19 protein-coding genes are annotated in these 21,951 nt (G+C 71.2%); 7 read left to right on the top strand and 12 right to left on the bottom strand.

The genetic code is table 11. The features are described from left to right. Window positions 1–107: 107 nt before the first annotated feature. Complete coding sequence (locus tag ACIBU0_RS28710) at window positions 108–902, top strand: metal-dependent hydrolase (protein WP_398824064.1); 795 nt, start codon at window positions 108–110, stop codon at window positions 900–902. A gap of 119 nt (window positions 903–1,021) precedes the next feature. On the opposite strand, the gene ACIBU0_RS28705 is transcribed toward ACIBU0_RS28710, so the two are convergent. From ACIBU0_RS28705 to ACIBU0_RS28685, 5 genes are all read right to left on the bottom strand, one after another. After that, the gene (locus tag ACIBU0_RS28705) at window positions 1,022–1,501 is read right to left on the bottom strand and encodes a carboxymuconolactone decarboxylase family protein (RefSeq protein WP_398824061.1); all 480 of its coding nucleotides are present in this window, start codon (window positions 1,499–1,501) and stop codon (window positions 1,022–1,024) included. Between the two features lie 108 nt (window positions 1,502–1,609). Then, window positions 1,610–1,870: a type B 50S ribosomal protein L31 gene (locus tag ACIBU0_RS28700; RefSeq protein WP_398824058.1), complete on the bottom strand. Its 261-nt coding sequence runs from the start codon at window positions 1,868–1,870 to the stop codon at window positions 1,610–1,612. Between the two features lie 72 nt (window positions 1,871–1,942). Then, entirely contained in the window at window positions 1,943–2,413 is a 471-nt protein-coding gene (locus ACIBU0_RS28695; RefSeq protein WP_398824055.1) for a DUF5709 domain-containing protein, read from the bottom strand. A gap of 791 nt (window positions 2,414–3,204) precedes the next feature. Then, on the bottom strand, window positions 3,205–4,998 hold the full coding sequence (locus ACIBU0_RS28690; RefSeq protein ID WP_398824052.1) for an ABC transporter ATP-binding protein: 1,794 nt from the start codon (window positions 4,996–4,998) through the stop codon (window positions 3,205–3,207). Continuing rightward, window positions 4,995–6,863: an ABC transporter ATP-binding protein gene (locus tag ACIBU0_RS28685; protein WP_398824049.1), complete on the bottom strand. Its 1,869-nt coding sequence runs from the start codon at window positions 6,861–6,863 to the stop codon at window positions 4,995–4,997. The genes ACIBU0_RS28690 and ACIBU0_RS28685 overlap by 4 nt, the downstream gene beginning before the upstream one ends. Before the next feature lie 316 nt (window positions 6,864–7,179). Between ACIBU0_RS28685 and ACIBU0_RS28680 the strand changes: the two genes are divergently transcribed. From ACIBU0_RS28680 to ACIBU0_RS28670, 3 genes are all read left to right on the top strand, one after another. After that, entirely contained in the window at window positions 7,180–7,938 is a 759-nt protein-coding gene (locus ACIBU0_RS28680) for a hypothetical protein (RefSeq protein ID WP_398824046.1), read from the top strand. A gap of 50 nt (window positions 7,939–7,988) precedes the next feature. Then, a complete protein-coding gene (locus ACIBU0_RS28675; protein WP_398824043.1) occupies window positions 7,989–9,626 on the top strand; it encodes a peptide-N4-asparagine amidase in 1,638 nt (545 codons plus the stop codon). Between the two features lie 176 nt (window positions 9,627–9,802). After that, complete coding sequence (locus tag ACIBU0_RS28670) at window positions 9,803–11,182, top strand: cation:dicarboxylate symporter family transporter (RefSeq protein ID WP_398824040.1); 1,380 nt, start codon at window positions 9,803–9,805, stop codon at window positions 11,180–11,182. A 102-nt stretch (window positions 11,183–11,284) separates the two neighbouring features. On the opposite strand, the gene ACIBU0_RS28665 is transcribed toward ACIBU0_RS28670, so the two are convergent. Further along, on the bottom strand, window positions 11,285–11,734 hold the full coding sequence (locus tag ACIBU0_RS28665) for a MarR family winged helix-turn-helix transcriptional regulator (protein ID WP_398824037.1): 450 nt from the start codon (window positions 11,732–11,734) through the stop codon (window positions 11,285–11,287). 94 nt (window positions 11,735–11,828) lie between these two features. Between ACIBU0_RS28665 and ACIBU0_RS28660 the strand changes: the two genes are divergently transcribed. Both ACIBU0_RS28660 and mltG read left to right on the top strand, forming a co-directional pair. After that, window positions 11,829–13,631 (top strand): ABC transporter ATP-binding protein, encoded by a 1,803-nt coding sequence (locus ACIBU0_RS28660; RefSeq protein WP_398824034.1) that lies wholly within the window; start codon window positions 11,829–11,831, stop codon window positions 13,629–13,631. A 43-nt stretch (window positions 13,632–13,674) separates the two neighbouring features. Further along, a complete protein-coding gene (gene mltG / locus ACIBU0_RS28655; RefSeq protein ID WP_398824031.1) occupies window positions 13,675–14,523 on the top strand; it encodes an endolytic transglycosylase MltG in 849 nt (282 codons plus the stop codon). A 44-nt stretch (window positions 14,524–14,567) separates the two neighbouring features. Here mltG and ACIBU0_RS28650 read toward each other — a convergent pair whose 3' ends face one another. The 5 genes from ACIBU0_RS28650 to ACIBU0_RS28630 form a co-directional block, all read right to left on the bottom strand. Then, the gene (locus tag ACIBU0_RS28650) at window positions 14,568–15,662 is read right to left on the bottom strand and encodes an NAD(P)-binding domain-containing protein (protein ID WP_398824028.1); all 1,095 of its coding nucleotides are present in this window, start codon (window positions 15,660–15,662) and stop codon (window positions 14,568–14,570) included. Between the two features lie 36 nt (window positions 15,663–15,698). Continuing rightward, window positions 15,699–16,724, bottom strand: coding sequence for an ABC transporter substrate-binding protein (locus ACIBU0_RS28645; RefSeq protein WP_398824025.1), 1,026 nt, complete (start codon window positions 16,722–16,724; stop codon window positions 15,699–15,701). A 42-nt stretch (window positions 16,725–16,766) separates the two neighbouring features. Then, window positions 16,767–17,549, bottom strand: coding sequence for an ABC transporter ATP-binding protein (locus ACIBU0_RS28640; RefSeq protein ID WP_398824021.1), 783 nt, complete (start codon window positions 17,547–17,549; stop codon window positions 16,767–16,769). Continuing rightward, window positions 17,522–18,403 (bottom strand): ABC transporter permease, encoded by an 882-nt coding sequence (locus ACIBU0_RS28635; RefSeq protein ID WP_398824018.1) that lies wholly within the window; start codon window positions 18,401–18,403, stop codon window positions 17,522–17,524. The genes ACIBU0_RS28640 and ACIBU0_RS28635 overlap by 28 nt, the downstream gene beginning before the upstream one ends. 118 nt (window positions 18,404–18,521) lie before the next feature. Then, window positions 18,522–18,605: a putative leader peptide gene (locus tag ACIBU0_RS28630; RefSeq protein ID WP_313884353.1), complete on the bottom strand. Its 84-nt coding sequence runs from the start codon at window positions 18,603–18,605 to the stop codon at window positions 18,522–18,524. A 183-nt stretch (window positions 18,606–18,788) separates the two neighbouring features. Here ACIBU0_RS28630 and ACIBU0_RS28625 point away from each other — a divergent pair, with 183 nt between their 5' ends. After that, window positions 18,789–19,211 (top strand): YjbQ family protein, encoded by a 423-nt coding sequence (locus ACIBU0_RS28625; RefSeq protein WP_398824016.1) that lies wholly within the window; start codon window positions 18,789–18,791, stop codon window positions 19,209–19,211. Window positions 19,212–19,366: 155 nt separating this feature from the next. Here the strand turns inward: ACIBU0_RS28625 and ACIBU0_RS28620 are convergent, their stop codons facing one another. Next, entirely contained in the window at window positions 19,367–21,862 is a 2,496-nt protein-coding gene (locus tag ACIBU0_RS28620) for a SpoIIE family protein phosphatase (protein WP_398824013.1), read from the bottom strand. Window positions 21,863–21,951: the final 89 nt, after the last annotated feature.

Below are 21,951 nucleotides of genomic sequence, written 5' to 3'. Positions count from 1 at the left end.
CGGCTGCAGGTACGAAGATCGCGAACGCTACGCTGTGTCGCCGACTACACGTCAGCGAACCCGGTCAACTGGACAGCGGCACACGAGGAATAGGGCAGGCAACGGCGATGATGGGACCAGCACACTCACTGTCGGGCGCTGCCGCCTGGCTCGGCGTCGGAGCGGCCGCCGCGGCCGCGGGGCACGGAATGCCCTGGCCGGTCCTGCTGTCCGGCGCGCTGATCTGCGCCGGAGCAGCCCTCGCCCCGGACCTCGACCACAAGGCCGCCACCATCTCGCGGGCCTTCGGCCCCCTCTCGCGCTGGCTGTGCGAGATCGTCGACAAGCTCTCGTACGCCGTGTACAAGGCGACCAAGAAGCAGGGCGACCCGCGTCGCTCCGGTGGGCACCGCACGCTCACGCACACCTGGTTGTGGGCGGTCCTGATCGGCGGGGGCGCCTCGGTCCTGGCGATCACCGGAGGCCGCTGGGCGGTGCTGGCGATCCTGTTCGCGCACCTGGTGCTGGCCATCGAGGGCCTGCTGTGGCGTGCGACCCGTGGCACCAGTGCCGATGTCCTGGTGTGGCTGCTGGCCGCCACGAGCTCGTGGATCCTCGCCGGCGTCCTCGACAAGCCGGGCAACGGTTCGGACTGGCTGTTCACGGCGCCGGGCCAGGAGTATCTGTGGCTCGGGCTGCCGATCGTGCTGGGCGCGCTGGTCCACGACATAGGGGACGCGCTGACGGTGTCCGGCTGCCCGATCCTGTGGCCGATACCGGTCGGCCGCAAGCGCTGGTACCCGCTGGGCCCGCCCAAGGCCATGCGGTTCCGGGCGGGCAGCTGGGTCGAGCTCAGGGTGCTGATGCCGGCCTTCATGGTGCTCGGCGGGGTGGGCTGCGCGGCGGCGCTGAACGTGATCTGAGGGGCCGGCCCCCCAAGGGTGGGGCACGGCTCAAGGGCGAGGGCGGGGGACGGCGCGCGGGCGGGCGACGGCTCAGGGGTGGGGCACGATCGCCGTTCCCGACCCTCGGGTCGTGGCCGTCAGTCCTTCCACTGGTCCTCGGGCGCCACGCCGGGCAGCGGCCGGCCGATGAGGGCGAACGGGACGAAGAAGCAGACCTGCCCGATCGCGATCGTCAGCGTCGTGAGCGCCTTCTCGTCGTAGTGCCGGGACACCTCGGCGAACAGGTCGGCCGGGACGCGCTCGCCCCGCGGGTTCGCGGTGAGGACGGCCTCGACCAGGGCCAGGGCCACCCGTTCGCTGTCGGTGTAGTAGGGCGCGTCCTGCCAGGTCGCCACGCCCGTGATCCGTTCCTCGGACTCTCCGGTCCGGCGGAGATTGCCCGTGTGCAGCACGGTCAGGTAGGTGTTGCCGACCAGTTGGCCGGCGCGCAGCTGCACGAGGCTGATGGTGGCCTGCGGGACCGAACCGTTGCCGACGGCCTTGAAGAGGGCCGCGGGGACTGCTGCGAACTCGGGGACGACGGTCACGGGGTTGGGGATGCGGGGCTGCGTGGTCATGACGTTTCCTTCCGGATGCTTCGAGCAGGTTCCGTGTGCTTCCGGAGCACTGACGGATCTCGAAGGGCGGATGTGACCGCCGGACGTCATGGATTCATGAATTCAGGATCAGTCGCCCTGACCGGCCCCGCCGCCGTACCGCCGCTCGAAGGCGGCGACGCGGCCCTCGGAGTCCACCGTGCGGGCCTTGCCGGTGTAGAAGGGGTGGCTCTCCGAGGAGATCTCCACGTCCACGACCGGGTAGGTCTCGCCGTCGTCCCACTCGATGGTCTGGTCGCTGGTCGCGGTGGACCGGGTCAGGAAGGCGTAACCGGCGGCCCGGTCGCGGAAGACGACGGGGCGGTAGTCGGGGTGCTTGTCCTGCTGCATGCCTGCTCCTCGTGCGGCGTCGGTGTAGGGCGTAGTGACCGTGGCCGGGGCAGCGGGGCCGGGGCAGCGGGGTCAGCCGGACAGGGCGTCCTCGTCGACGATGTGCATGGCGGCCTCCTCGGCCGAAGCCGCCGCACCGTCGATCCCCACGTCCGTGGCGACCAGGGCGCTCTCCTCGTCCTCGTGGGCGCCTTCGTCGGGTGCGACGAGCCGACCGGAGCGTGCGGCGCCGACCTCGTTGTCGAGGAGTTCTCCATCGGTGCCCTCGGCGTCGCCGAGGCCGTCGCCGTCCTCGGGGACGGGGTCGGGCAGCTCCTCGGCGAGCCGCTGGTCGAGGGTCTCGCCCTGTTGGCGCTCGGCGGCCGTGACACCGATGTGCTCCACCGCCCACGGTCGCTCCGGCGGGGACCAACCGCGGTCCAGGGGGTCGTCGACACCGTCGTTGTCCAGGGTGTCCTCCGCGTCAAGCAGCCCCGTGTCCTCACGTTGATCGGATGCGTCGGGCTGGTAGACGTCGTCCCCCCATCCGTCGGCGCTGTTCACGGGTACCTCCAGGTGGTGAGGACGGGCCCGAAGCCGCCGCGGTCAGCGGCGGTCCGGGGCGGCGCGGGGCACAGACCGCACCCGGCGAGATTGCGTGCTTACCGGGCGCGCCCGAACCGGTGCCGCTATCCAGCCTTCCACCCCTTTTCGTCCCCGCGCAACGGCACGGCGCAAGGTCGAGGACTCCGGCTCCCCGGGCACGGAGCCGCCCCGCCCCGCCGCACCGGAGGCGGGCGATGGGCCGGCTCACTCCCTGCCCGCCCGGCCCGCTGTGCGTCCACAGCTGCCCCTGGTCACGGCGAGCCGCGCTCCCGACTGCCGCGACGTGCACTCCGGGCCCACGGTGGGTCAGTGGGCCCGGGCTCGGCCGACCGTGCTCCCCGGCACGATCGGCCACGGATCTCATTCGGGAGGTCCGTCCTGTCGTGCCGGCGGAGCGTAGCGGCCTCTCGGCCTGTCACGTCCCGCGGCGGTCCAGGCCGGCCGTGCCTTCGGCTCCGGTCGGCCCTGCTCCGGTCGGCCAATCCTCCGGCCGCTCGCTGCCCCGGCCGATCGCTGCTCCGGCCGACCGCTCCCCCGGTCTGCCGACGCTGCCGGCCTCGCCCCATCGCCCTTCCAGCGCCGGTCGGCCAGTGCTCCCGGCCCCGGTCGGCCACTGCTCCCGGCCCCGGTCGGCCAGTGCTCCCGGACCTGGTCCGTCGGTGTTCCCGACCCGGGCATCCGTGCGCACCGGACCGGCCGAGCCCGGCTCCCAGTCGCCGTCAGCCCGGCCCGGGGCCCCGCCCTGTCGCTCACCCGTGCCACGACCGCCACAGTGCCGCATACGCCCCGTCCGCGGCGACGAGCTCGTCGTGGCTGCCCAGCTCGCTGATCCGGCCGTTCTCGACGACGGCGATGACGTCGGCGTCGTGGGCGGTGTGGAGGCGGTGGGCGATGGCGACCACGGTGCGGCCGTCGAGGACACGGGCCAGGGAGCGCTCCAGATGGCGGGCCGCGCGGGGGTCGAGGAGCGAGGTCGCCTCGTCCAGGACCAGCGTGTGCGGGTCCGCCAGCACCAGGCGGGCCAGCGCGATCTGCTGCGCCTGGGCCGGGGTGAGCGAGAACCCGCCCGAGCCGACCTCGGTGTCCAGTCCGTCGTCGAGAGCCCGGGCCCACGCGTCCGCGTCGACCGCTCCCAGCGCCGCCCACAGCTCGGCGTCGGTCGCGTCGGTGCGGGCCAGCAGCAGGTTGTCGCGCAGGGAGCCGACGAAGACGTGGTGCTCCTGGTTCACCAGGGCCACGTGGGAGCGGACGCGTTCCGCGGTCATCCGGGACAGTTCCGCACCGCCCAGCGTGATCCGGCCGTCCCGGGGCGCGTAGATGCCGGCGAGCAGCCTGCCCAAGGTCGACTTGCCGGCGCCCGAGGGGCCGACCAGCGCCAGCCTGGTGCCGGGGGCGACCTCCAGCGAGACCTTGCGGAGCACGTCCACTCCCTCCAGGTAGCCGAAGTGGACCCGGTCGGCGTGCACGTCGTGGCCGTCGGGCGCCAGCAGGGCGTCCCCCGCCTCCGGCTCGATGTCCCGAACCCCGACCAGCCTGGCCAACGACACCTGGGCCACCTGCAGCTCGTCGTACCAGCGCAGGATGAGCCCGACGGGATCCACGAGCATCTGCGCGATCAACGCACCCGTGGTCAGCTGACCGACCCCGATCCAGCCCTGCAGGACGAACACACCGCCGACCATGAGGACCGAGCCGAGGATCATCACGTGGGTGACGTTGATGAACGGGAAGAGCACCGACCGCAGCCAGAGCGTGTAGCGCTCCCAGGCCGTCCACTCCTTGATCCGCCGCTCCGACAGCTCGACGCGGCGCTCACCGAGGCGGTGGGCCTCGATGGTGCGCCCGGCGTCCACGGTCTCGGCGAGCGCGGCGGCCACCGCGGCGTATCCGGCGGCCTCCGAGCGGTACGCCGACGGCGCCCGCCTGAAGTACCAGCGGCAGCCGATCACCAGCAGCGGCACGGCGAGCAGCACCGCGGCGGCCAGCGGCGGCGCGGTGACCACGAGCCCGCCGAGCAGCAGGACCACCCACACCACGCCGATCGCCAGCTGGGGCACCGCCTCACGCATGGCGTTGGCCAGCCGGTCGATGTCCGTCGTGATCCGGGACAGCAGGTCGCCCGTCCCGGCCCGCTCCAGGACACCGGGCGGCAGCCCCACCGACCGGACGAGGAAGTCCTCGCGCAGATCGGCCAGCATCCGCTCGCCGAGCATCGCGCCGCGCAGCCGCACCTGCAGTACGAACACGGCCTGGACCACCAGTGCGGCCACGAACAGCCCGACGGTCAGCTCCAGATGGAGCTCCCGCGAGCTGACGCCGCCGCCGTCCGACACCCGCTCCACCAGTCCGCCCAGCAGCCAGGGCCCCGCCATCGAGGCCACCACGGCGACCGTGTTGACGCCGATGAGCAGCAGGAAGGCACGGCGGTGCCGACGGAACAACTCGACCACATAGGTGCGTACGGTCGCGGGGGCGCCGACCGGCAGCGTGTTCGCCGTCGTCGGGGCCGCCGGGTCGTACGCCGGTGGCGCCACGCCGATCATGCCGATTCCTCGATTTCTTCCAGTTCCTTCAGTACGTCGTCGAGCGCGGACCTTTCGCGCAGGGAAGCGCCCGCGGAAGCACCCGGGGAAGCGCCCGAGGAAGCGCCCAAGTCCTCGCTCAGGGCGGCCTCTTCATCGGTCTCCCGGGTCACCACCGCCCGGTACCGCGGCTCTCCGTGCACCAGCTCCCGGTGCACGCCGACCGCGGCCACCTCGCCCTCGTGGACGAGCACGACCCGGTCGGCGCGGTCCAGCAGCAGGGGCGAGGAGGTGAACACCACCGTGGTGCGCCCCGCCCGCAGGTTCTGCAAGCCCTCCGCGATCCGTGCCTCCGTGTGGGAGTCGACGGCCGAGGTCGGCTCGTCCAGGACGAGCACCTCCGGGTCGGTGATCAGCGACCGGGCGAGCGCGAGGCGCTGGCGTTGGCCGCCGGACAGGGACCGGCCGCGTTCGGTGATACGGGCGTCCATCGGGTCCTGGGCGTCCAGCGATCCCTGTACCAGGGCGGCCAGCACGTCCGCGCACTGCGCGGCCGCCAGCGCCTCCTCGGCACCGACCTCGCCGGACCTGGGCACGTCGAGCAGTTCGCGGAGTGTGCCGGACAGCAGCACCGGATCCTTGTCCTGCACGAGGACGGCCGTACGCGCGCGGTCGAGCGGCAACTCGTCGAGCGGGACGCCGCCCAGGAGCACCGCGGTGCCCTCCTCCGAGGGGTGTCCGCCGAGCCGTTCGGCCAGCCGCCCCGCCGCGTCCGGGTCGCCGCACACCACGGCGGTGAGCCGGCCCGCGGGGGCGAGCAGCCCGGTGGCCGGGTCGTACAGGTCCCCGGAGGCCACCTCGGACCCGTCGCGCGACCCGTCGGTGTCGGTGGCCCGCTCCAGCGACAGCACGCGCGCGGCCCGTCGGGCCGAGGGCCGGGAGAAGGAGTAGGCCATCGCGATCTCTTCGAAGTGCCTCAGCGGATAGGTGAGGATCATGATCGAGCTGTAGACGGTGACCAGTTCGCCGACGGTGACCCGGCCCTGGCGGGCCAGATGGACGCCGTACCAGACCACGGCGATCAGCAGCAGTCCCGGCAGCAGCACCTGGATCGCCGAGATCAGGGACCACATCCGCGCGCTGCGCACCGCCGCGTGGCGCACCTCCTGGGAGGCGCGGCGGTAGCGGTCGAGGAAGAGTTCCTCACCGCCGATGCCGCGCAGGACGCGCAGACCGGCGACGGTGTCCGAGGCCAGTTCGGTGGCGCGACCCGCCTTCTCGCGCTGGAAGTCGGCCCGTTTGGTGGCCCGGGGAAGCAACGGCAGCACGGCGACGGCCAGGACCGGCAGGCCCACGGCGACGACCACACCGAGCGCCGGCTGGTAGACGAGCAGGCCGACGCAGACCACCACGATGGTGACCGCCGCCGCGGTGAACCGGGACCAGGCCTCGACGAACCAGCCGATCTTCTCGACGTCCCCCGTGGAGACGGCCACGACCTCACCGGCTGCGACACGACGGGTCAGCGCCGAGCCCAGCTGCGCGGCCTTGCGGGCCAGTACCTGCTGGACGCGGGCGGCCGCCGTGATCCAGTTGGTGACGGCGGTGCGGTGCAGGAGGGTGTCGCCGAGCGCGTTGCCGGCGCAGCACAGGACCAACAGGCCGCCCGCCAGGGCGAGTTGGGCACCGGAGCGGTCGACGACGGCCTGCACGGCGACACCCACGCAAAGCGGCAGCGCGGAGACGGACAGGAAGTGCAGCAGCCCCCAGGCCAGGGACTTCAGCTGTCCGCCTGCCTGGTTTTTGAAGAGCCACCACAGGAATCGGGGACCCGAGCGTGCGTCCGGCACGCCTGGGTCGGGATACGGAAGGTCTTGAATCTGCATGACGTCCCAGTGGCTCGTGTCAGTGGGGGGAGGGATGGGGAGTTGACCGGCTGCCGGTGCGCCGAACGGCCGGCGCACGGCGGCAGCAAACCGTGACAGGTTCGCGTCGCAGCGTGGTCGGACGCAAACGGTTTTCCGCGGCGCCGCACAGATCCGGCTTGCGGCCAGAACTCGGCGCGCGGCTATAACTCGGAGTGCGGCTCGAAGCCGGAATGCGGCTCGAAGTCGGCGCGCGGCTCGAAGTCGGCGCGCGGTTCGAACTCGGCGCGCGGCTCGAATCCGGCTGTCACCCGGACCGCGGTGTCACCATGGAACGATGCGGAACGGCGGACTAAGGCGTGCCATGGTCGCGATGACGGCCCTCGGATCCCTCTTGACGGCCCTGACGACCCTGACCGCGTGCGGCGGCGCGGCGCACGACGGCGGCGCGGACGTCGCAAAGGGCGCCCGCACGCGCCCGGTCAACGGCACGGACCCCACGCGGGACGCGACCCGCATCCCTGGCGTCGCCGACCGCTGGCAGCGGCGCATCCCCGCCGACTCCCGCCAGGTCGTGGCGGTCTACGGCGACGGCAAGGACTCCCCGGACTCCACGGTCGTGCTCTACTCCAAACGCGGCTCCACCTGGGCCCGCATCAGCAGCTGGCCCGCGCACAACGGCAAGAAGGGCTGGACGACCGACCACCACGAGGGCGACAACCGCAGTCCCGTCGGCGTGTTCACACTGAGCGACGCGGGCGGCGTACGGAAGGACCCCGGGGCGAAGCTGCCGTACACGAGGTCCGCGGGCTTCGCCGCGCCGCGCTGGTGGGCGAAGTCGCACTGGCACGACTTCGACTACGTCATCGCCATCGACTACAACCGCGTCAAGGGCACGTCCCCCAACGACCCCACCCGCCCCGAGGGCCAGGCCAAGGGCGGGGGGATCTGGCTGCACATGGACCACGGGAGCGGTACGTCGGCCTGCGTCAGTCTGTCCGGATCCGCGATGGAGTACCTGCTGCGCACGCTCGATCCGGACCGGCATCCTGTGGTGGTGATGGGGGACAAGGCGGAGCTGGAAACCTCGCACTGACGGCGGAGGCGTCATTGCGGGCGAGGGCCGACTCCCCGTAGAACACGGCCATGAAGAGACGGATGGTCATGTCCATGCTCGCAGGAGCGACCCTTCTGGCGAGCACCCTCCTCGGGGCCACCCCCGCCCAGTCCGCCCAGTCCGCCCAATCCACCGATGTGCCCGCCGAGTTCGGCACCGACTGGCACGACCCCATCACCGCAGCCCCGCCCGTCCCGAAGCCCTCCGGCAAGTCCTGCCGAGTCACCGTCGCCGAAGCACGGTTCCGCGACTTCACCCCCTACAAGGGCACCTACACACCACCCGAAGGCTGTGGTGACCGCTGGAACAAGGTCGTGCTGCGCATGGACGGCAAGGTCAAGGGGCGCCAGTACGACCGGCTGGGCTATCTGCGGGTCGGCGGCGTCGAGATCTTCCGTACCTCGACTCCGGAGCCGTCACCGGACGGCATCGAGTGGTCCGTGGAGAAGGATGTGACGCGCTACGGCGACACCCTCCGCCGAGGCCAGGACGTCGAGATGCTCATCGGGAACGTCGTCGACGACACGTACACCGGCATCATCGACGTCAAGGTCACGCTGACGTTCTACGCCGGCCGCCGCGCCGCGCCCCCTGCCACGCCTGACCGCACGGCCGCCACCCCCGACCGCGTCCTCACCCTCCAGGACGGCACGCTCACCACCCCGCGCAACAGCGAACGCATCGTCGCCGAGGTCTACGCGACCGGCTCCGGCGGCGGCTGCGAGGAGTACTGGTACCTGTCGGTGCCCGACCCGGCGCCCTACTCGTGCAAGGCCGGCGGCGGCCCCTACCGCGAGGTGCGGATCGAGGTCGACGGCCGGCTCGCCGGAATCGCCGCGCCGTTCCCGCACGTGTGGACGGGCGGCTGGTCCAACCCCTTCCTCTGGTACGTCATTCCGGGGCCGCGCGCCTTCGACATCAAGCCGATCGAATACGACCTGACACCGTTCGCAGGCCTCCTCAACGACGGCCGCCCGCACCGCGTCGAGGTCTCCGTCGTCGGCGTCCCCGAGGGGCAGAGCGGCTGGAGCGCGCCGGTGAACGTCCTCGTCTGGCAGGACGCCAAGAGCGCACGGGTCACCGGGAAGCTCACCGTGCACAAGGCCGGCGACCTCGTCAATTCCTCGGCCTACACGCCCGGTTCGGAGCACAGGGTGGACACGGAGGGCGGTCACCGGCTGACCGTGGCCGGTTACGTCGACACCTCGCACGGCCGGGTGACGACGACCGTCCGCCGGGCGCTGAGCAACACCTCCGCCCACCGCTGGACCGACGGCGAGAACCTCGACGGGCTCGACGCCACCTGGACGGACGACGAGTACCTCACCGTCGACGGACCCGGACCTGCCCGCACGACGCGCACGCAGCGGACGTACACGATGGACGGCACGACCACGCTCGGCTCGGACGACCGGCTGCGCACCGTGCTGACCCTCGGTGACCGTGCCGCGGTCGTCACGTCGTACGGCGGCCGGCGCACGGCCTGGTCGCGGCTCGACGACACCTACACGGGCGACGCCACCTGGACGGTGAACGTACCGCGCGACCAGCGGCACGCCGTCGGCACCACGAGCGAGCGCTACCGGCTGTACGGCTCGGACGGCTGCTACGACCGCTCCCTCACCAGCGTCCAGGGCGTCCTCACCGAGGAACGCAGCGGCTGCTGAGGCCAGTTGTGTGCGATGCGTCACTCGGGGCGTGATTTACATGATCGCAACACGATGGTCTTGTGTCGGAGCGGCATCACCCGCAAAGTGATCGGCACGGAATGCGCTTTCCGTATTGCAGAAGTCCCCCCGTCGTCCCCCGGGCTTCTCAGTGCCACCGTCCCCAAGGAGTGCCCGTGCCGCCGTCCGTACCGTCCCTGCCGCGACGCGTCGCACGCATGCTGCGTACCTCTCTCTTTGCGCAGGTCGCCTGCGCGCTCGTGCTCGGAATCGTCGTCGGGAAGCTGTGGCCCGGATTCGCCGCGGATCTCCAGCCGCTCGGCGACGGTTTCATCCGGCTCATCAAGACGATCATCTCGCCGCTCGTGTTCTGCGTGGTCGTCGTCGGCATCGCCAAAGCCGGTGACCTGAAGGCGTTCGGCCGGATCGGGCTGAAGGCCCTGATCTGGTTCGAGGTCGCGAGCACCCTCGCCCTGCTGATCGGGCTCCTCGCCGCCAACGTGGTGCAGCCCGGGTCCGGGATGAACGTCGACCCGTCCACGCTCGACGCCTCGGCGGTCGACGCCAAGACGAACGGCGGCTCGTTGCCGTCGACCACCGAGTTCGTGCTGAACGCGATCCCCACCTCTTTCCTCGGCGCCTTCGCCGAGAACTCCCTGCTCCAGGTGCTCATCCTGGCCTGCCTGGTCGGTGCCGCGCTGCTGCACCTCGGTCACACCAAGGTGCCGCAGGTGCTGCCCGCCATCGAGCAGGCCCAGGAGATCATCTTCGCGATCGTCGGCTTCGTCATGCGGCTCGCCCCCATCGCGGTGTTCGGCGCCATGGCCGTCCTGATCGGCAACTACGGGCTCGGCGTGATCGAAACGTACGGCAAGCTCATCGTCCTGTGCTACGCGGCGGCGGCCCTCTTCGTCGCGCTGCTCGCCGTCGCCCTGAAGATGGTCACCGGGCTCAGCCTCTGGAAGTTCCTGCGCTACATCCGTGAGGAGATGCTGCTCGCGCTCGGCACCGCGTCGACCGAGTCGGTCCTGCCGCGGGTCATGCAGAAGCTGCGCAAGGCCGGTGCCCGCGACGACGCCGTGGGTCTCGTGCTGCCCACGGGCTACTCCTTCAACCTCGACGGCGCCTCGCTGTACCTGTCCATCGGCACGCTGTTCATCGCCCAGGCCGTGGGCGTCGACCTCAGCTTCGGCCAGCAGGTCACCGTGGTCCTGGTGCTGATGCTGACCAGCAAGGGCATGGCGGGCATCCCCGGCTCGGCGTTCCTCGCCCTGTCCGCGACCGCCTCCTCGCTGGGCGCCATCCCGGCCGGAGCCGTCGCCCTGCTGCTCGGCGTGGACCGCATCATGGACTCGATGCGCGTCGTCACCAACCTGCTCGGCAACTGCGTCGCCGTCTTCGCGGTCTCCCGCTGGGAGGGCGCCCTCGACCGGGAGCGGGCGAAGAAGGTCCTGGACGGCGAGATCGTGGCCGAGACGGAGGATGCGGAGCCCGAGGGGCCGGCCGCCGCGGTACCCGCCCCGCCGGCCAAGGAGACCGCCGCCGAGGCGGGTTGACGCCGAACGCCGCCCACACGGTCGCGGCCACCGCTCCGGCACTACGGAGTGGTGGCCGCGACCGTTTCACGCGTTCAGCTTCACGCGTTCAGCTTCATGTGTTCAGCACTGCCGAGCCCCGGTCCCGTCGATCAGGGTGTCCAGCAACCCGCCCAGCACCTCGCGCTGCTCGTCCGTCAACGGCGCCAGGATCTCCTCCGCCGCCGACCGTCGCGCGCCGTGCAGCTCCCGCAGCGCCCCCCGCCCGTCGTCGGTGAGCTCGATCCGGATCACCCGCCGGTTGGTGGGATCCGGCACCCGCCGTACCTTCCCGCTCGCCTCCAGCCCGTCGACCAGCGACGTCACCGCGCGCGGGACCACTTCCAGGCGCTCGGCGAGATCGGCCATCCGGGGCGGGGAGCCGTAGTGCGCGAGCGTGCGCAGCAGGCGGGACTGGGCCGGGGTGATGCCGAGGCCGCACTGCTGGAGATGTTGCTTCTGGATGCGGTGGACCCGGCGGGTGAAGCGCAGGAGCTGCTCGGCGAGCGGGCCGTCGGGATCGGGGGTGGTCATGCGGGAACAATATCAGGACGACATTCATTGTGAGCATAGGTAACAATGAGCTAAGGTCCGACAGTCCGCCTCACCACACCTCCCGTAGGAGCCCATGCACCCCGACCACGAACCCGCCTGGACGCCACCCGCCGTACAGCAGGACCAACCCCGGCAGGTGCGCCGCATCCTGCGACTCTTCCGTCCCTACCGCGGACGCCTGGCCGTCGTCGGTCTCCTGGTCGGCGCGTCGTCACTGGTAGGCGTCGCCACACCCTTCCTCCTCAAGGCGATCCTCGACGTCGCGATCCCCGAGGGCCGCACCGGCCTGCTCAGTCTGCTCGCGCTCGGCATGATCCTCAGTGCCGTCCTCACCAGCGTCTTCGGTGTGCTGCAGACCCTGATCTCCACGACGGTCGGCCAGCGCGTCATGCACGACCTGCGCACCGCCGTCTACGGCCGCCTCCAGCGCATGTCGCTCGCCTTCTTCACCCGCACCCGCACCGGCGAGGTCCAGTCCCGCATCGCCAACGACATCGGCGGCATGCAGGCCACCGTCACCTCCACCGCGACCTCCCTGGTCTCCAATGTCACCAGCGTGGTCGCCACCATCGTCGCGATGATCGCCCTCGACTGGCGCCTGACCGTCGTCTCGCTGCTCCTGCTGCCGGTGTTCGTGTGGATCAGCCGCCGCGTCGGCAACGAACGCAAGAAGATCACCACCCAGCGCCAGAAGCAGATGGCCGCGATGGCCGCCACGGTCACCGAGTCGCTCTCGGTCAGCGGCATCCTCCTCGGCCGCACGATGGGCCGCTCCGACTCGCTCACCAAGGCCTTCGCCGAGGAGTCCGAGCAACTGGTCGACCTCGAAGTGAGGTCGAACATGGCCGGCCGGTGGCGCATGGCCGTCATCACCATCGTCATGGCCGCCATGCCCGCCGTCATCTACTGGACCGCCGGAATCGCCCTCCAGCTCGGCGGCCCGCAGGTCTCCATCGGCACGATCGTCGCCTTCGTCTCCCTCCAGCAGGGCCTGTTCCGCCCGGCCGTCAGCCTGCTGTCCACCGGCGTCCAGATCCAGGCCTCGCTCGCGCTCTTCCAGCGCATCTTCGAGTACCTGGACCTGCCCATCGACATCACCGAGCGGGAGGACCCCGTCCACCTCGACCACATCAAGGGCGAGGTCCGCTTCGAGAAGGTCGAGTTCCGCTACGACGGCAAGGGCACCCCGATCCTCGACGGCATCGACCTCACCGTCCCGGCCGGCGGCAGCCTCGCGGTGGTCGGCCCGACCGGCGCCGGAAAGTCGACCCTCGGCCATCTCGTGCCGCGGCTGTACGACGTGACCGGCGGACGCGTCACCCTCGACGGCATCGACGTGCGCGACCTCGACTTCGACACCCTCGCCCGCGCGGTCGGCGTCGTCTCGCAGGAGACGTACCTCTTCCACGCCTCCGTCGCCGACAACCTGCGCTTCGCCAAGCCGGACGCCACCGATGAGGAACTGCACGCGGCGGCCAAGGCGGCCCAGATCCACGACCACATCGCCGCCCTGCCCGACGGCTACGACACCGTCGTCGGCGAACGCGGCCACCGCTTCTCCGGCGGCGAGAAGCAGCGCCTGGCCATCGCCCGTACGATCCTGCGCGATCCCCCGGTCCTCATCCTCGACGAGGCGACCAGCGCCCTGGACACCCGCACCGAACACGCCGTCCAGGAGGCCATCGACGCGCTGTCCGCCAACCGCACCACGGTCACCATCGCGCACCGTCTGTCCACGGTCCGGGGCGCCGACCAGATCGTCGTGCTCGACGCGGGGCGCGTGGCCGAACGGGGCACGCACGAGGAGCTGCTGGAGCGGGAGGGACGGTATGCGGGGCTGGTCCGCCGGGACGCCCAACTGGAGCCGACGGGGTGAGGTTATGCCGGGTTTGTGAGCATGTGCGGGTTACCGTTCCCGCATGTACTTCAACACTCCGTCACGGAGCACGATTCGACTGACGCGCCGGGGCCGTATCGCTCTCATCGCCGCCGGTGCCGTCGTGGCCGGCACCGCCGTGGCGGTGCCGCTGCTGAGCACGGGCGAGGAGGAGGCGAAGCCCATCTCGCTGGTGATCCCGGAGGGCTGGCGCGCGAACCAGGTCTACGACGCCGTCGACAAGGCCCTCGCCCTGCCGCCCGGCAGCACCAAGAAGTCACTGGACAAGCTCGACCTGAAGCTGCCGAACGAGGCCGAGGGCAATCCCGAGGGCTATCTCTTCCCGGCGACGTACCCGCTGCAGCGGGACGGCAAGAAGGCGACGCCGGAATCCCTGCTGTCGGCCATGGTCGACACCGCCAACAAGAAGTTCAGCGCCGCCCCGATCGCCGCCGGTGCGCAGCGCAACGCGCTGAACGTCTATCAGGCGGTCACCATCGCGAGCATCGTCCAGGCCGAGGCCGGCAGCGAGACCGACATGGGCAAGGTGGCGCGGGTCGTCTTCAACCGGCTCGAACGCGGGATGCCGCTGCAGATGGACTCGACCATCAACTACGCGCTCGGCCGCTCCACGATCCGGACCAGTGAGGCCGACACGCGGATCGAGAGCCCCTACAACTCGTACCAGCGCATGGGCCTGCCGCCCACGCCGATCGCCAACCCCGGCGAGGAGGCGATGCGCGCCGCGATCAGTCCGCCTGCGGGCGACTGGCTGTACTTCGTCACGGTCAAGCCGGGCGACACCCGCTTCACGGCCGACTACGCGGAACACCAGCGCAATGTGGCCGAGTTCAACGCCCGGCAGAAGGCGAGCCCTCAGCCCAAGAAGTGAGCCGGCGGGATGTCACACGGTTCCTGACCCGCGAGCCGGGCCTGTCACACAGCCACCCGCTCCTCGGACAGCAGCCGCCTGATGTCCCGTACGGCCGCGCGGCCGGCCCGGTTGGCGCCGATCGTGCTGGCGGACGGGCCGTAGCCGACGAGGTGGACGCGGGGATCGGCGACCGCGCGCGTCCCCTCCACCCGGATCCCACCGCCCGGCTCGCGCAGGCGCAGCGGGGCCAGGTGGTCGATGGAGGCCCGAAACCCGGTCGCCCACAGGATGACGTCGGCGACGACATGTCGACTGTGCCGCCCGTCCAGCCACTCCACCCCGTCCGGCGTGATCCGGTCGAACATGGGCTGCCGGTCCAGGACCCCGTCCGCCAGGCCCTGCCGGACGGCGTCGTTCAGGGGCAGCCCCGTGACGGAGACGACGCTCCTCGGCGGCAGACCCTGCCTCACCCGCTCCTCGACGAGCGCGACGGCAGCCCGGCCCGCCCCCTCGTCGAAGGGCCCCTCGCGGAACACGGGCGGTCGCCGTGTGACCCACGTCGTCGCGGCCGCGTACCGGGCGATCTCCAGCAGATGCTGGACGCCGGAGATGCCACCGCCCACGACGACGACCCGCTGCCCGGCGAACTCCTCGGGCCCGGCGTACTGGGCCGTGTGCAACTGCCGCCCCCGGAACGTCTCCTGGCCGGGGTAGCGCGGCCAGAACGGCCGGTTCCAGGTGCCGGTGGCGTTGATCAGCGCCCGCGTCGACCAGGTCCCGGCCGAGCTCCCGACGAGCAGCCGCCCGTCCGGGCCCTCGCGTACGGCGCGCACGTCGACGGGGCGTCGGACACGCAGGCCGAAGGTGCGCTCGTAGCGGTCGAAGTACTCGGTGATGACCTCCGAGGACGGCCGCTCGGGGTCGGCGCCGGTCAGCTCCATACCGGGCAGCGAGTGCATCCCGTTCACCTTGCCGTACGTCAGCGACGGCCACCGGAACTGCCACGCGCCGCCCGGGCCGGGGGAGTGGTCGAGCACCACGAAGTCGCGGCCCGGCTCGAAGCCGGTGCGCCGCAGGTGATAGGCGCTGGACAGACCTGCCTGACCAGCGCCTATGACGACCACGTCGACGTCCTCGGGCACCTCGATATCGTTCACATTTCTACTAACCGTGCCGAGGTCGCGGATCTTCCCTCACGAACCCTCCGAGGCGGGCCCCTCAGTGGTCGACGGCGGCAGATCGCCGTTGTACCGCGTGTCCACGAAGTCGCCGAAGTCCACCCTCTTCGGGATGATCTTCAGCTCGGTGAAGGTGTCGGCGATCTCCTGCTCCGAGGCGATGAGCGGCTTGTCGACCGCGACCGGGATCCGGGTGGCGTTGGTGCGCTTCACCGAGGCCAGCGCCACGTCGTACGGCAGTCCGGTGTCCTTCGCCCACACCTTGGCCCACTCCTCCTGGTGGTCGTGGACCCATGCCGTGGCGCGCCGCAGCCGCGCCAGGTAGTCCTGGATTGCGGCTGCCTTCTTCTTGTCCCGCAGGGCGGAGGGTGCCGCCACCTGGAAGGTGAGCCCGTTGGTGATCCCGTCCCCGGTCGTCAGGATCCGGCCCTGCCGGGACAGGAGCACCTGTGAGGTGTACGGATCCCACACGGCCCACGCGTCGACCTTGCCGGAGGTGAACGCGGCCAGGGCATCGGCGGGCTGCAGGTACTTGACGTCGACGTCGCTCAGGCTCAGCCCGGCCGCCTTGAGGGACGCGACGAGCTGGTAGTTGGCGGAGGAGCCCTGCGCGACGGCGATGGACCTCCCCTTGAGCTGCTCGGGCTTCGTCAGCCTGGAGTCGTGCGGCACGAGGATCGCGTCGCCCTTGGAGGTGCCGTGGAAGGCGGCCACCACCGTGATCTTCGAGCCCGCGCCCGCCGCGAAGACCGGCGGGGTGTTGCCGACGCCGCCGACGTCGACGGCCTCGGCGTTGACGGCCTCCAGCAGTGGCGGGCCGGAGGTGAAGGTGGACCACTTGATCTTGTAGTCGAGGTTCTCGAGCTCTCCGGCGGCACGCAGGATGGCCTCCGAACCGCCCTTCTGGTCACCGACGTCGAGGGTGAGAGAGCCCTTGCCGTCGGTGTCGCTCCCCGTGCCGGCGGACGCGTTCCCGCCGCAGGCGGTGAGGAGAAGGGCAAAGGGGAGAAGCAGTGCGGCGGGGACGAGGCGTCGTCGCATGGGAGATCCGTTCTGTGGAACTTGCATGAAAGAAGGGGAAGGTCAGGCGGCTTCGGCGGCGGTGTCGACGCCGAGGCGCTCCAGGAGGCCGGCGCGCAGTTCCGCGAACCGGGGGTCGGCGATGTCGCGGGGGCGGTCGAGCTCGATGCGCTGCTCGTGCGCGATGACCCCGTCGTCCATCACGAGGACGCGGTCGGCGAGCAGCACGGCCTCCTCGACGTCGTGCGTGACCAGCAGGACCGCGCAGCCGCGCCGCTGCCACAACTCGCCCACCAGGCGCTGGGCCCTGATCCGGGTGAGCGCGTCGAGCGCGCCGAACGGCTCGTCGAGCAGCAGCAGATCGGGCTCACGGACCAACGCCCGTGCGAGTGAGGCGCGTTGGGCCTCGCCGCCGGACAGCGTCTTGGGCCAGGCGTTCGTACGGTGGTCCAGGCCGACCTCCTTGAGCGCCTGCTCGGCGACGGCACGGTCGGGCTTGCCGGGCAGTCCCAGCAGGACGTTGCGCCACACCCGCTTCCACGGCATCAGCCGCGGCGCCTGGAAGGCGACGGCCTTGCGGCGCGGGACCAGGACGGTGCCCTCGATGTCACGGTCGAGACCGGCGAGGATGCGCAGCAGCGTGGACTTGCCGCAACCGCTGCGGCCGAGGAGGGCGACGAACTCGCCCGGACGGACGTCGAGTCGGAGCCGGTCGATGACGGCACGCCCGTCGAAGGAGCGGGTCAGCCCCGCCACGTGGACGGCGTGGACGGTCTGGGTGGCCTGTGCGGCCGGGGAGGCCGGTCCGGCTTCGGGGCTCACCGGCCGGTGAACGTCGGTCGCCATTGCAGCAGCAGCCTTTCGAGGGAGCGGACGATGAAGTCGGCGAACAGACCGAGGAAGGCGTAGACGATCAGGCAGACCACGATCACGTCGGTCCGCAGGAAGTCCCTGGCCTGCACCATGAGGAACCCGATGCCGGAGTCGGCGTTGACCTGCTCGGCGAAGACGAGGGCCAGCCAGGCGATGCCGAGCGAGTAGCGCAGGCCGGTCAGGGCGCCCGGCAGCGCACCGGGCAGCACGACGTGTCGCACGAGCCCCCACCTGGACAGCCCGAGCGACTCCCCTGCCTCGATCAACTGCGCGTCCACGCCGCGGATACCGGCGTAGACGTTGAGGTAGAGCGGGAAGGTCACGCCGAGCGTGATGATGGCGACCTTGGGGGCCTCGCCGATGCCGAACCAGATGATGAACAGCGGGATGAGCCCGACGAACGGCACGGTCCGCAGCATCTGCACGGGCGCGTCCACCAGGTCCTCACCGATCCGGAACAGCCCCGAAAGCAGCGCGAGTCCGGTCCCGACGACCGTGCCCAGCGCCAGCCCGGCCGCGACGCGCTGAAGGGACGTACCCATCGCCGAGGGGAGCGAGCCGTCGGCGATCAGATCGCCCGCGACCTGAGCGATCCGGCCGGGAGAGGCGAGGACGTCGGACGTCAGCACACCTGTGGCGCTGAGCAGTTGCCACAGGGCGAGGAGCAGGACGGGGCCGGCGGTGCGGCGCAGCCAGCGGGGGACGCGGGTGCGGCGGGCGGAGGCGGGGAGGAGGGGGACGACGTCGACGGAGATCGGATTGGAAGAGCCGGATTTAAGGGGAATATCCGCCTCGGGAGAGCTGGGTGGGGCATGGCTGATGCTCATGAGTGCTCCGGGGGGCGATGAGCGTTCGATGGAGACGCGTGTCAGCGCCGCCCGGTCCGGTCAGGACGGGACCGGGCGGGTACGCGGAACAAGCGTGGGTGAAGAGAGAAGGTGGGCGTCAGCGGCCGCGGCGACACGCGGCGGAGGCCACCCGCAGCAGGTCGATGTGACCGCGCGTGGTGAGCAGGGCTGAACGCAACATGCCGGTGAACGTAGCCAGATGGCGTGACGGCGGTCAATGGTGTCTCGCGAAGTGGACCTTGCGTATCACCGCTCGACCGTCATTCCGACCCATCACCCGACCCATCACCCGACCATCACCCGGCCGTGCCCTCGGCCGTGCCCTCGGCTGTGAACTGCGGGTGCATGGGCGAGGATGGAGGGCATGTCAGACGCCTTCACCACCCGAGTCCTGAACATCGCATCCGGCTCCGCGGAGCGGGTCGTGGACATCACCCGCGACTGCGAGGCCTTCCTGCGGGAGGCGGCGGCGGACCGCGACGGTCTCCTGAACGTCTTCGTGCCGCACGCGACGGCCGGTGTCGCGATCATCGAAACGGGCGCCGGCAGCGACGACGACCTTCTGGCCGCCCTGCACACCCTCCTCCCCGCCGACGACCGCTGGCAGCACCGCCACGGCAGCCCCGGCCACGGCCGCGACCACGTCCTCCCGGCCTTCGTCCCGCCTCATGCGACGCTGCCGGTGCTGGGCGGGCGCCTGGAGCTCGGCACCTGGCAGTCGGTGTGCCTCGTCGATACGAACAAGGACAATCCTCGCCGGCAGGTGCGGTTGTCGTTCCTTGCGTGACGAGGGTGCCGACTGTAGGTCTGAAGTCCGGCCGTACCGAACGAGTGCGGCTTGCCCTTGCTTTGTAGCGGCGGACTCATAATCCGCCGGCGGTGGATTCGAGTCCCACCCGCCCCACCAGGCAGGGGACAGCGGGGTTCGGAGAGCCTGCTGCCTCAGGGCGGCGGGGCGTACTCGGTGAGCAGGAGGGCGATGTCGTCCGCCCTGTCGGCGGACCGGCAGGCGTCCCGCGGCAGCGCGTCGGCCAGATCCTCCAAGCGGCCCCCGCCCATGCGGGCCAGTGACGCGCGGAGCCGGTCGATGTCGGAATCGATGTCCGAGTCACGCCTCTCGATCAGTCCGTCCGTGTAGAGGGCCAGGATCGACCCGGGTACGAGGCGCAGCTCGGACTCCGGAAAGTGTGCCGCTGTGTCGATGCCGAGCAGAGGGCCGCCGGGCACATCCAGGACTTCGGCCTGCCCGTCGGGCAGGCGCAGCAAGGGCGGGGGGTGGCCGGCACGGACGATGCGCACGACCCCCGAGCGAGGATGGAGGCGGGCGTAGCAGCAGCTTGCGAGGAGCGCCGGGTCGAGGTCCATGTGGAGCCGGTTGGTGTTGGCGACGACGTCGCTCGGCCGGTGGCCGGCGGTGGCGAAGGCACGCACCGCGCTTCGCAGCTGGCCCATGGCGGCCGCGGCGGCGACGTTGTGCCCCTCGACGTCCCCGACGACCAGCGCGACCTCGTCGCCGGTGGGGATGACGTCGTACCAGTCGCCGCCGATGTCCATCCCTCGGGTGCCCGGAAGATAGCGCCCGGTGACATCAAGGCCCGGCAGTGTGGGCAGCCGGTGCGGCAGCAGCGCGTTCTGCAGGCCGCGGGCGAGCGCGAATTCGGCGTCGTAGAGCCTGGCGCGTTCCAGGGCCTGGGCGATCAGGCCGCCCAGTGCGGTGAGGACTCCGCGCTCCTCGTCGGGAAATCGGTGGACGTCGTCGAAGCCGAGCAGGCAGACGCCGACCGGGCGGTTCGAGGCGATCAAGGGCAGGAACGCCCAGGAGTTGGCCTGACTGACGACGATCCCGGGGTAGGTCTCGAGAAGCTCCTCACGGGACTCGACGAACAACGGGGCCCCGGTGGTCAGCGCGTCCGTCACGGGCAGCCGGGCATGCAGCGGAGTGCCTTCGAACCGGGCGAGAAAGCGTTTCGAGTAGCCGCGCTGATCGAGCAGGCGCAGGCGCCGCTCCTCCACCACGGCGATCGCCAGCTTCTGGCCGCCGAAAGCGGGCAGCAGCTGCTCGGCGACGGCCTCGAACACCTCGTGCGCGGTGACCGCCTCGGTGAGCGCGCTGCCCAGCGTGAGCACCCGGTAGAGGGAGCCCACGCGCGGGGCCGCGGGCGGAGGCGACCAGGAGACGGGCGGCCCCCCTTCCGCGAGGGTTGCCCCGGGTCCGGTGCCGGCCGGTACCGGCTGTCGCACGGGTGCCGCCCACCCCGTCATGCCCTGAGCGCCCGGGTGGAGGGAGAAGACCAGCCATGTGGCCGGTGGGCGGCGGACCAGGAAGGAGACCGGTTGCTGGGAGACCAGGGCGGCCCGGTAGCGGTCCTCGTACACGGGATCGGCCAGCCAGGGCAGGACGTCCCAGGGGCGTCGGCCGAGCAGTTCGTCCTGGCGGACCCGCAGCAGATTCTCCAGGCTGTGGTTGGCGTAGGCGACGCGTCCGTCGGGCGAGAGCGCGAAGAAGCCGTCCGCGAGCTGCTCGATCGCCGCCACGGCGGCCATGCGGCTCCCGGAGTCGAGTACGGCGCCGACCAGATGGGCCGGGGCCTGCAGGTCGTCAGGGCTCTCGGGCACCCGGCCCCACAGCTCGACGGTGTGGTGGCCTCCGCGGCCGTCCCGGATGCGCAGGCAGTGGGCCAGCACGTGGCGTTCCTGGACCGCGGCACGGGCGGCGGACCGCAAGCCGGGCAGATCCGCGGGCTCGATCATGGCCGCCAGGGTGGCCGCCCGTCCGTCGAACTCGCGGGGCGGCATTCCGAAGATCGCGCACAGCTCGTCGTCGGCCGTGAGGGCTCCGGTGTCGAGATTCCAGTCGAACAGGCCCACCCGGATCACTGGGGCGGATGGCAGCGGGACCACTACCGGAGCCGTCCGTTCGTCGTACTCACCGAGCGCGCCGCGGGCCCGCAGGCCGGCGAGGGTGGCGCCCAGCCGGTCGGCGGCTGAGCGCAGCTTCCGGCGCTGCGCCCTCGACAGCCCTGTCCCGTCCGGCCTGGCCGTCCACACCACGGCCATGGCGCCGAAGGTCCGCTCGCCCGCCCGTACAGGGACCGATGCGGAACCGAACGGGTAGGGCAGGGCGACCGAGAGCTGCGGGAAGCGCCGCATCGTCTCCTCCGCGCCGGCCAGATGGACCATGCGCCCGGAGCGGTACGCCTCCGCCACTGGCAGACCGCTGTTCACCGGGATCCGACGCCACCCGCTGAGCAGGGAGGGCGGCGACCCGCACGACGCGGCCACTACGAGCGAGCGGTGGTCGCCGGAGAGCAGAAACACGCTTCCGGTATGCGCTCCGGTCAGCTCCACGGCACCGACGACGGCACTGACCAGCGCGTCGTCGCGCTCGGGCGCTTCGCCGACACTTGCGGCGCCGAACGGGTACAAGTTCGATGCCACACCGTTGGCCGACACGTTGCCCTCGATCGTCGGTGGATGATTCGTTCCATTTTAGGACGGTTCGGTCCCTGGCTCCCCGGGGACAGGTG

Origin of the sequence: Streptomyces sp. NPDC049627, from assembly GCF_044465645.1 — a bacterium.
In the GTDB taxonomy this organism is placed as follows: Bacteria; Actinomycetota; Actinomycetes; order Streptomycetales; family Streptomycetaceae; genus Streptomyces.
This window is presented reverse-complemented; position numbering and strand designations above follow the sequence as displayed.

Excerpts from the sequence above, each read along its gene's own strand:
- mltG (WP_398824031.1), top strand. The coding sequence starts at position 13,675 with ATGTACTTCAACACTCCGTCACGGAGCACGATTCGACTGACGCGCCGG.
- ACIBU0_RS28700 (WP_398824058.1), bottom strand. The coding sequence starts at position 1,870 with ATGCAGCAGGACAAGCACCCCGACTACCGCCCCGTCGTCTTCCGCGAC.
- ACIBU0_RS28690 (WP_398824052.1), bottom strand. The coding sequence starts at position 4,998 with ATGATCGGCGTGGCGCCACCGGCGTACGACCCGGCGGCCCCGACGACG.
- ACIBU0_RS28685 (WP_398824049.1), bottom strand. The coding sequence starts at position 6,863 with ATGCAGATTCAAGACCTTCCGTATCCCGACCCAGGCGTGCCGGACGCA.
- ACIBU0_RS28705 (WP_398824061.1), bottom strand. The coding sequence starts at position 1,501 with ATGACCACGCAGCCCCGCATCCCCAACCCCGTGACCGTCGTCCCCGAG.
- ACIBU0_RS28665 (WP_398824037.1), bottom strand. The coding sequence starts at position 11,734 with ATGACCACCCCCGATCCCGACGGCCCGCTCGCCGAGCAGCTCCTGCGC.
- ACIBU0_RS28710 (WP_398824064.1), top strand. The coding sequence starts at position 108 with ATGATGGGACCAGCACACTCACTGTCGGGCGCTGCCGCCTGGCTCGGC.
- ACIBU0_RS28680 (WP_398824046.1), top strand. The coding sequence starts at position 7,180 with ATGCGGAACGGCGGACTAAGGCGTGCCATGGTCGCGATGACGGCCCTC.
- ACIBU0_RS28660 (WP_398824034.1), top strand. The coding sequence starts at position 11,829 with ATGCACCCCGACCACGAACCCGCCTGGACGCCACCCGCCGTACAGCAG.
- ACIBU0_RS28675 (WP_398824043.1), top strand. The coding sequence starts at position 7,989 with ATGAAGAGACGGATGGTCATGTCCATGCTCGCAGGAGCGACCCTTCTG.
- ACIBU0_RS28630 (WP_313884353.1), bottom strand. The coding sequence starts at position 18,605 with ATGTTGCGTTCAGCCCTGCTCACCACGCGCGGTCACATCGACCTGCTG.
- ACIBU0_RS28645 (WP_398824025.1), bottom strand. The coding sequence starts at position 16,724 with ATGCGACGACGCCTCGTCCCCGCCGCACTGCTTCTCCCCTTTGCCCTT.
- ACIBU0_RS28640 (WP_398824021.1), bottom strand. The coding sequence starts at position 17,549 with ATGGCGACCGACGTTCACCGGCCGGTGAGCCCCGAAGCCGGACCGGCC.
- ACIBU0_RS28635 (WP_398824018.1), bottom strand. The coding sequence starts at position 18,403 with ATGAGCATCAGCCATGCCCCACCCAGCTCTCCCGAGGCGGATATTCCC.
- ACIBU0_RS28625 (WP_398824016.1), top strand. The coding sequence starts at position 18,789 with ATGTCAGACGCCTTCACCACCCGAGTCCTGAACATCGCATCCGGCTCC.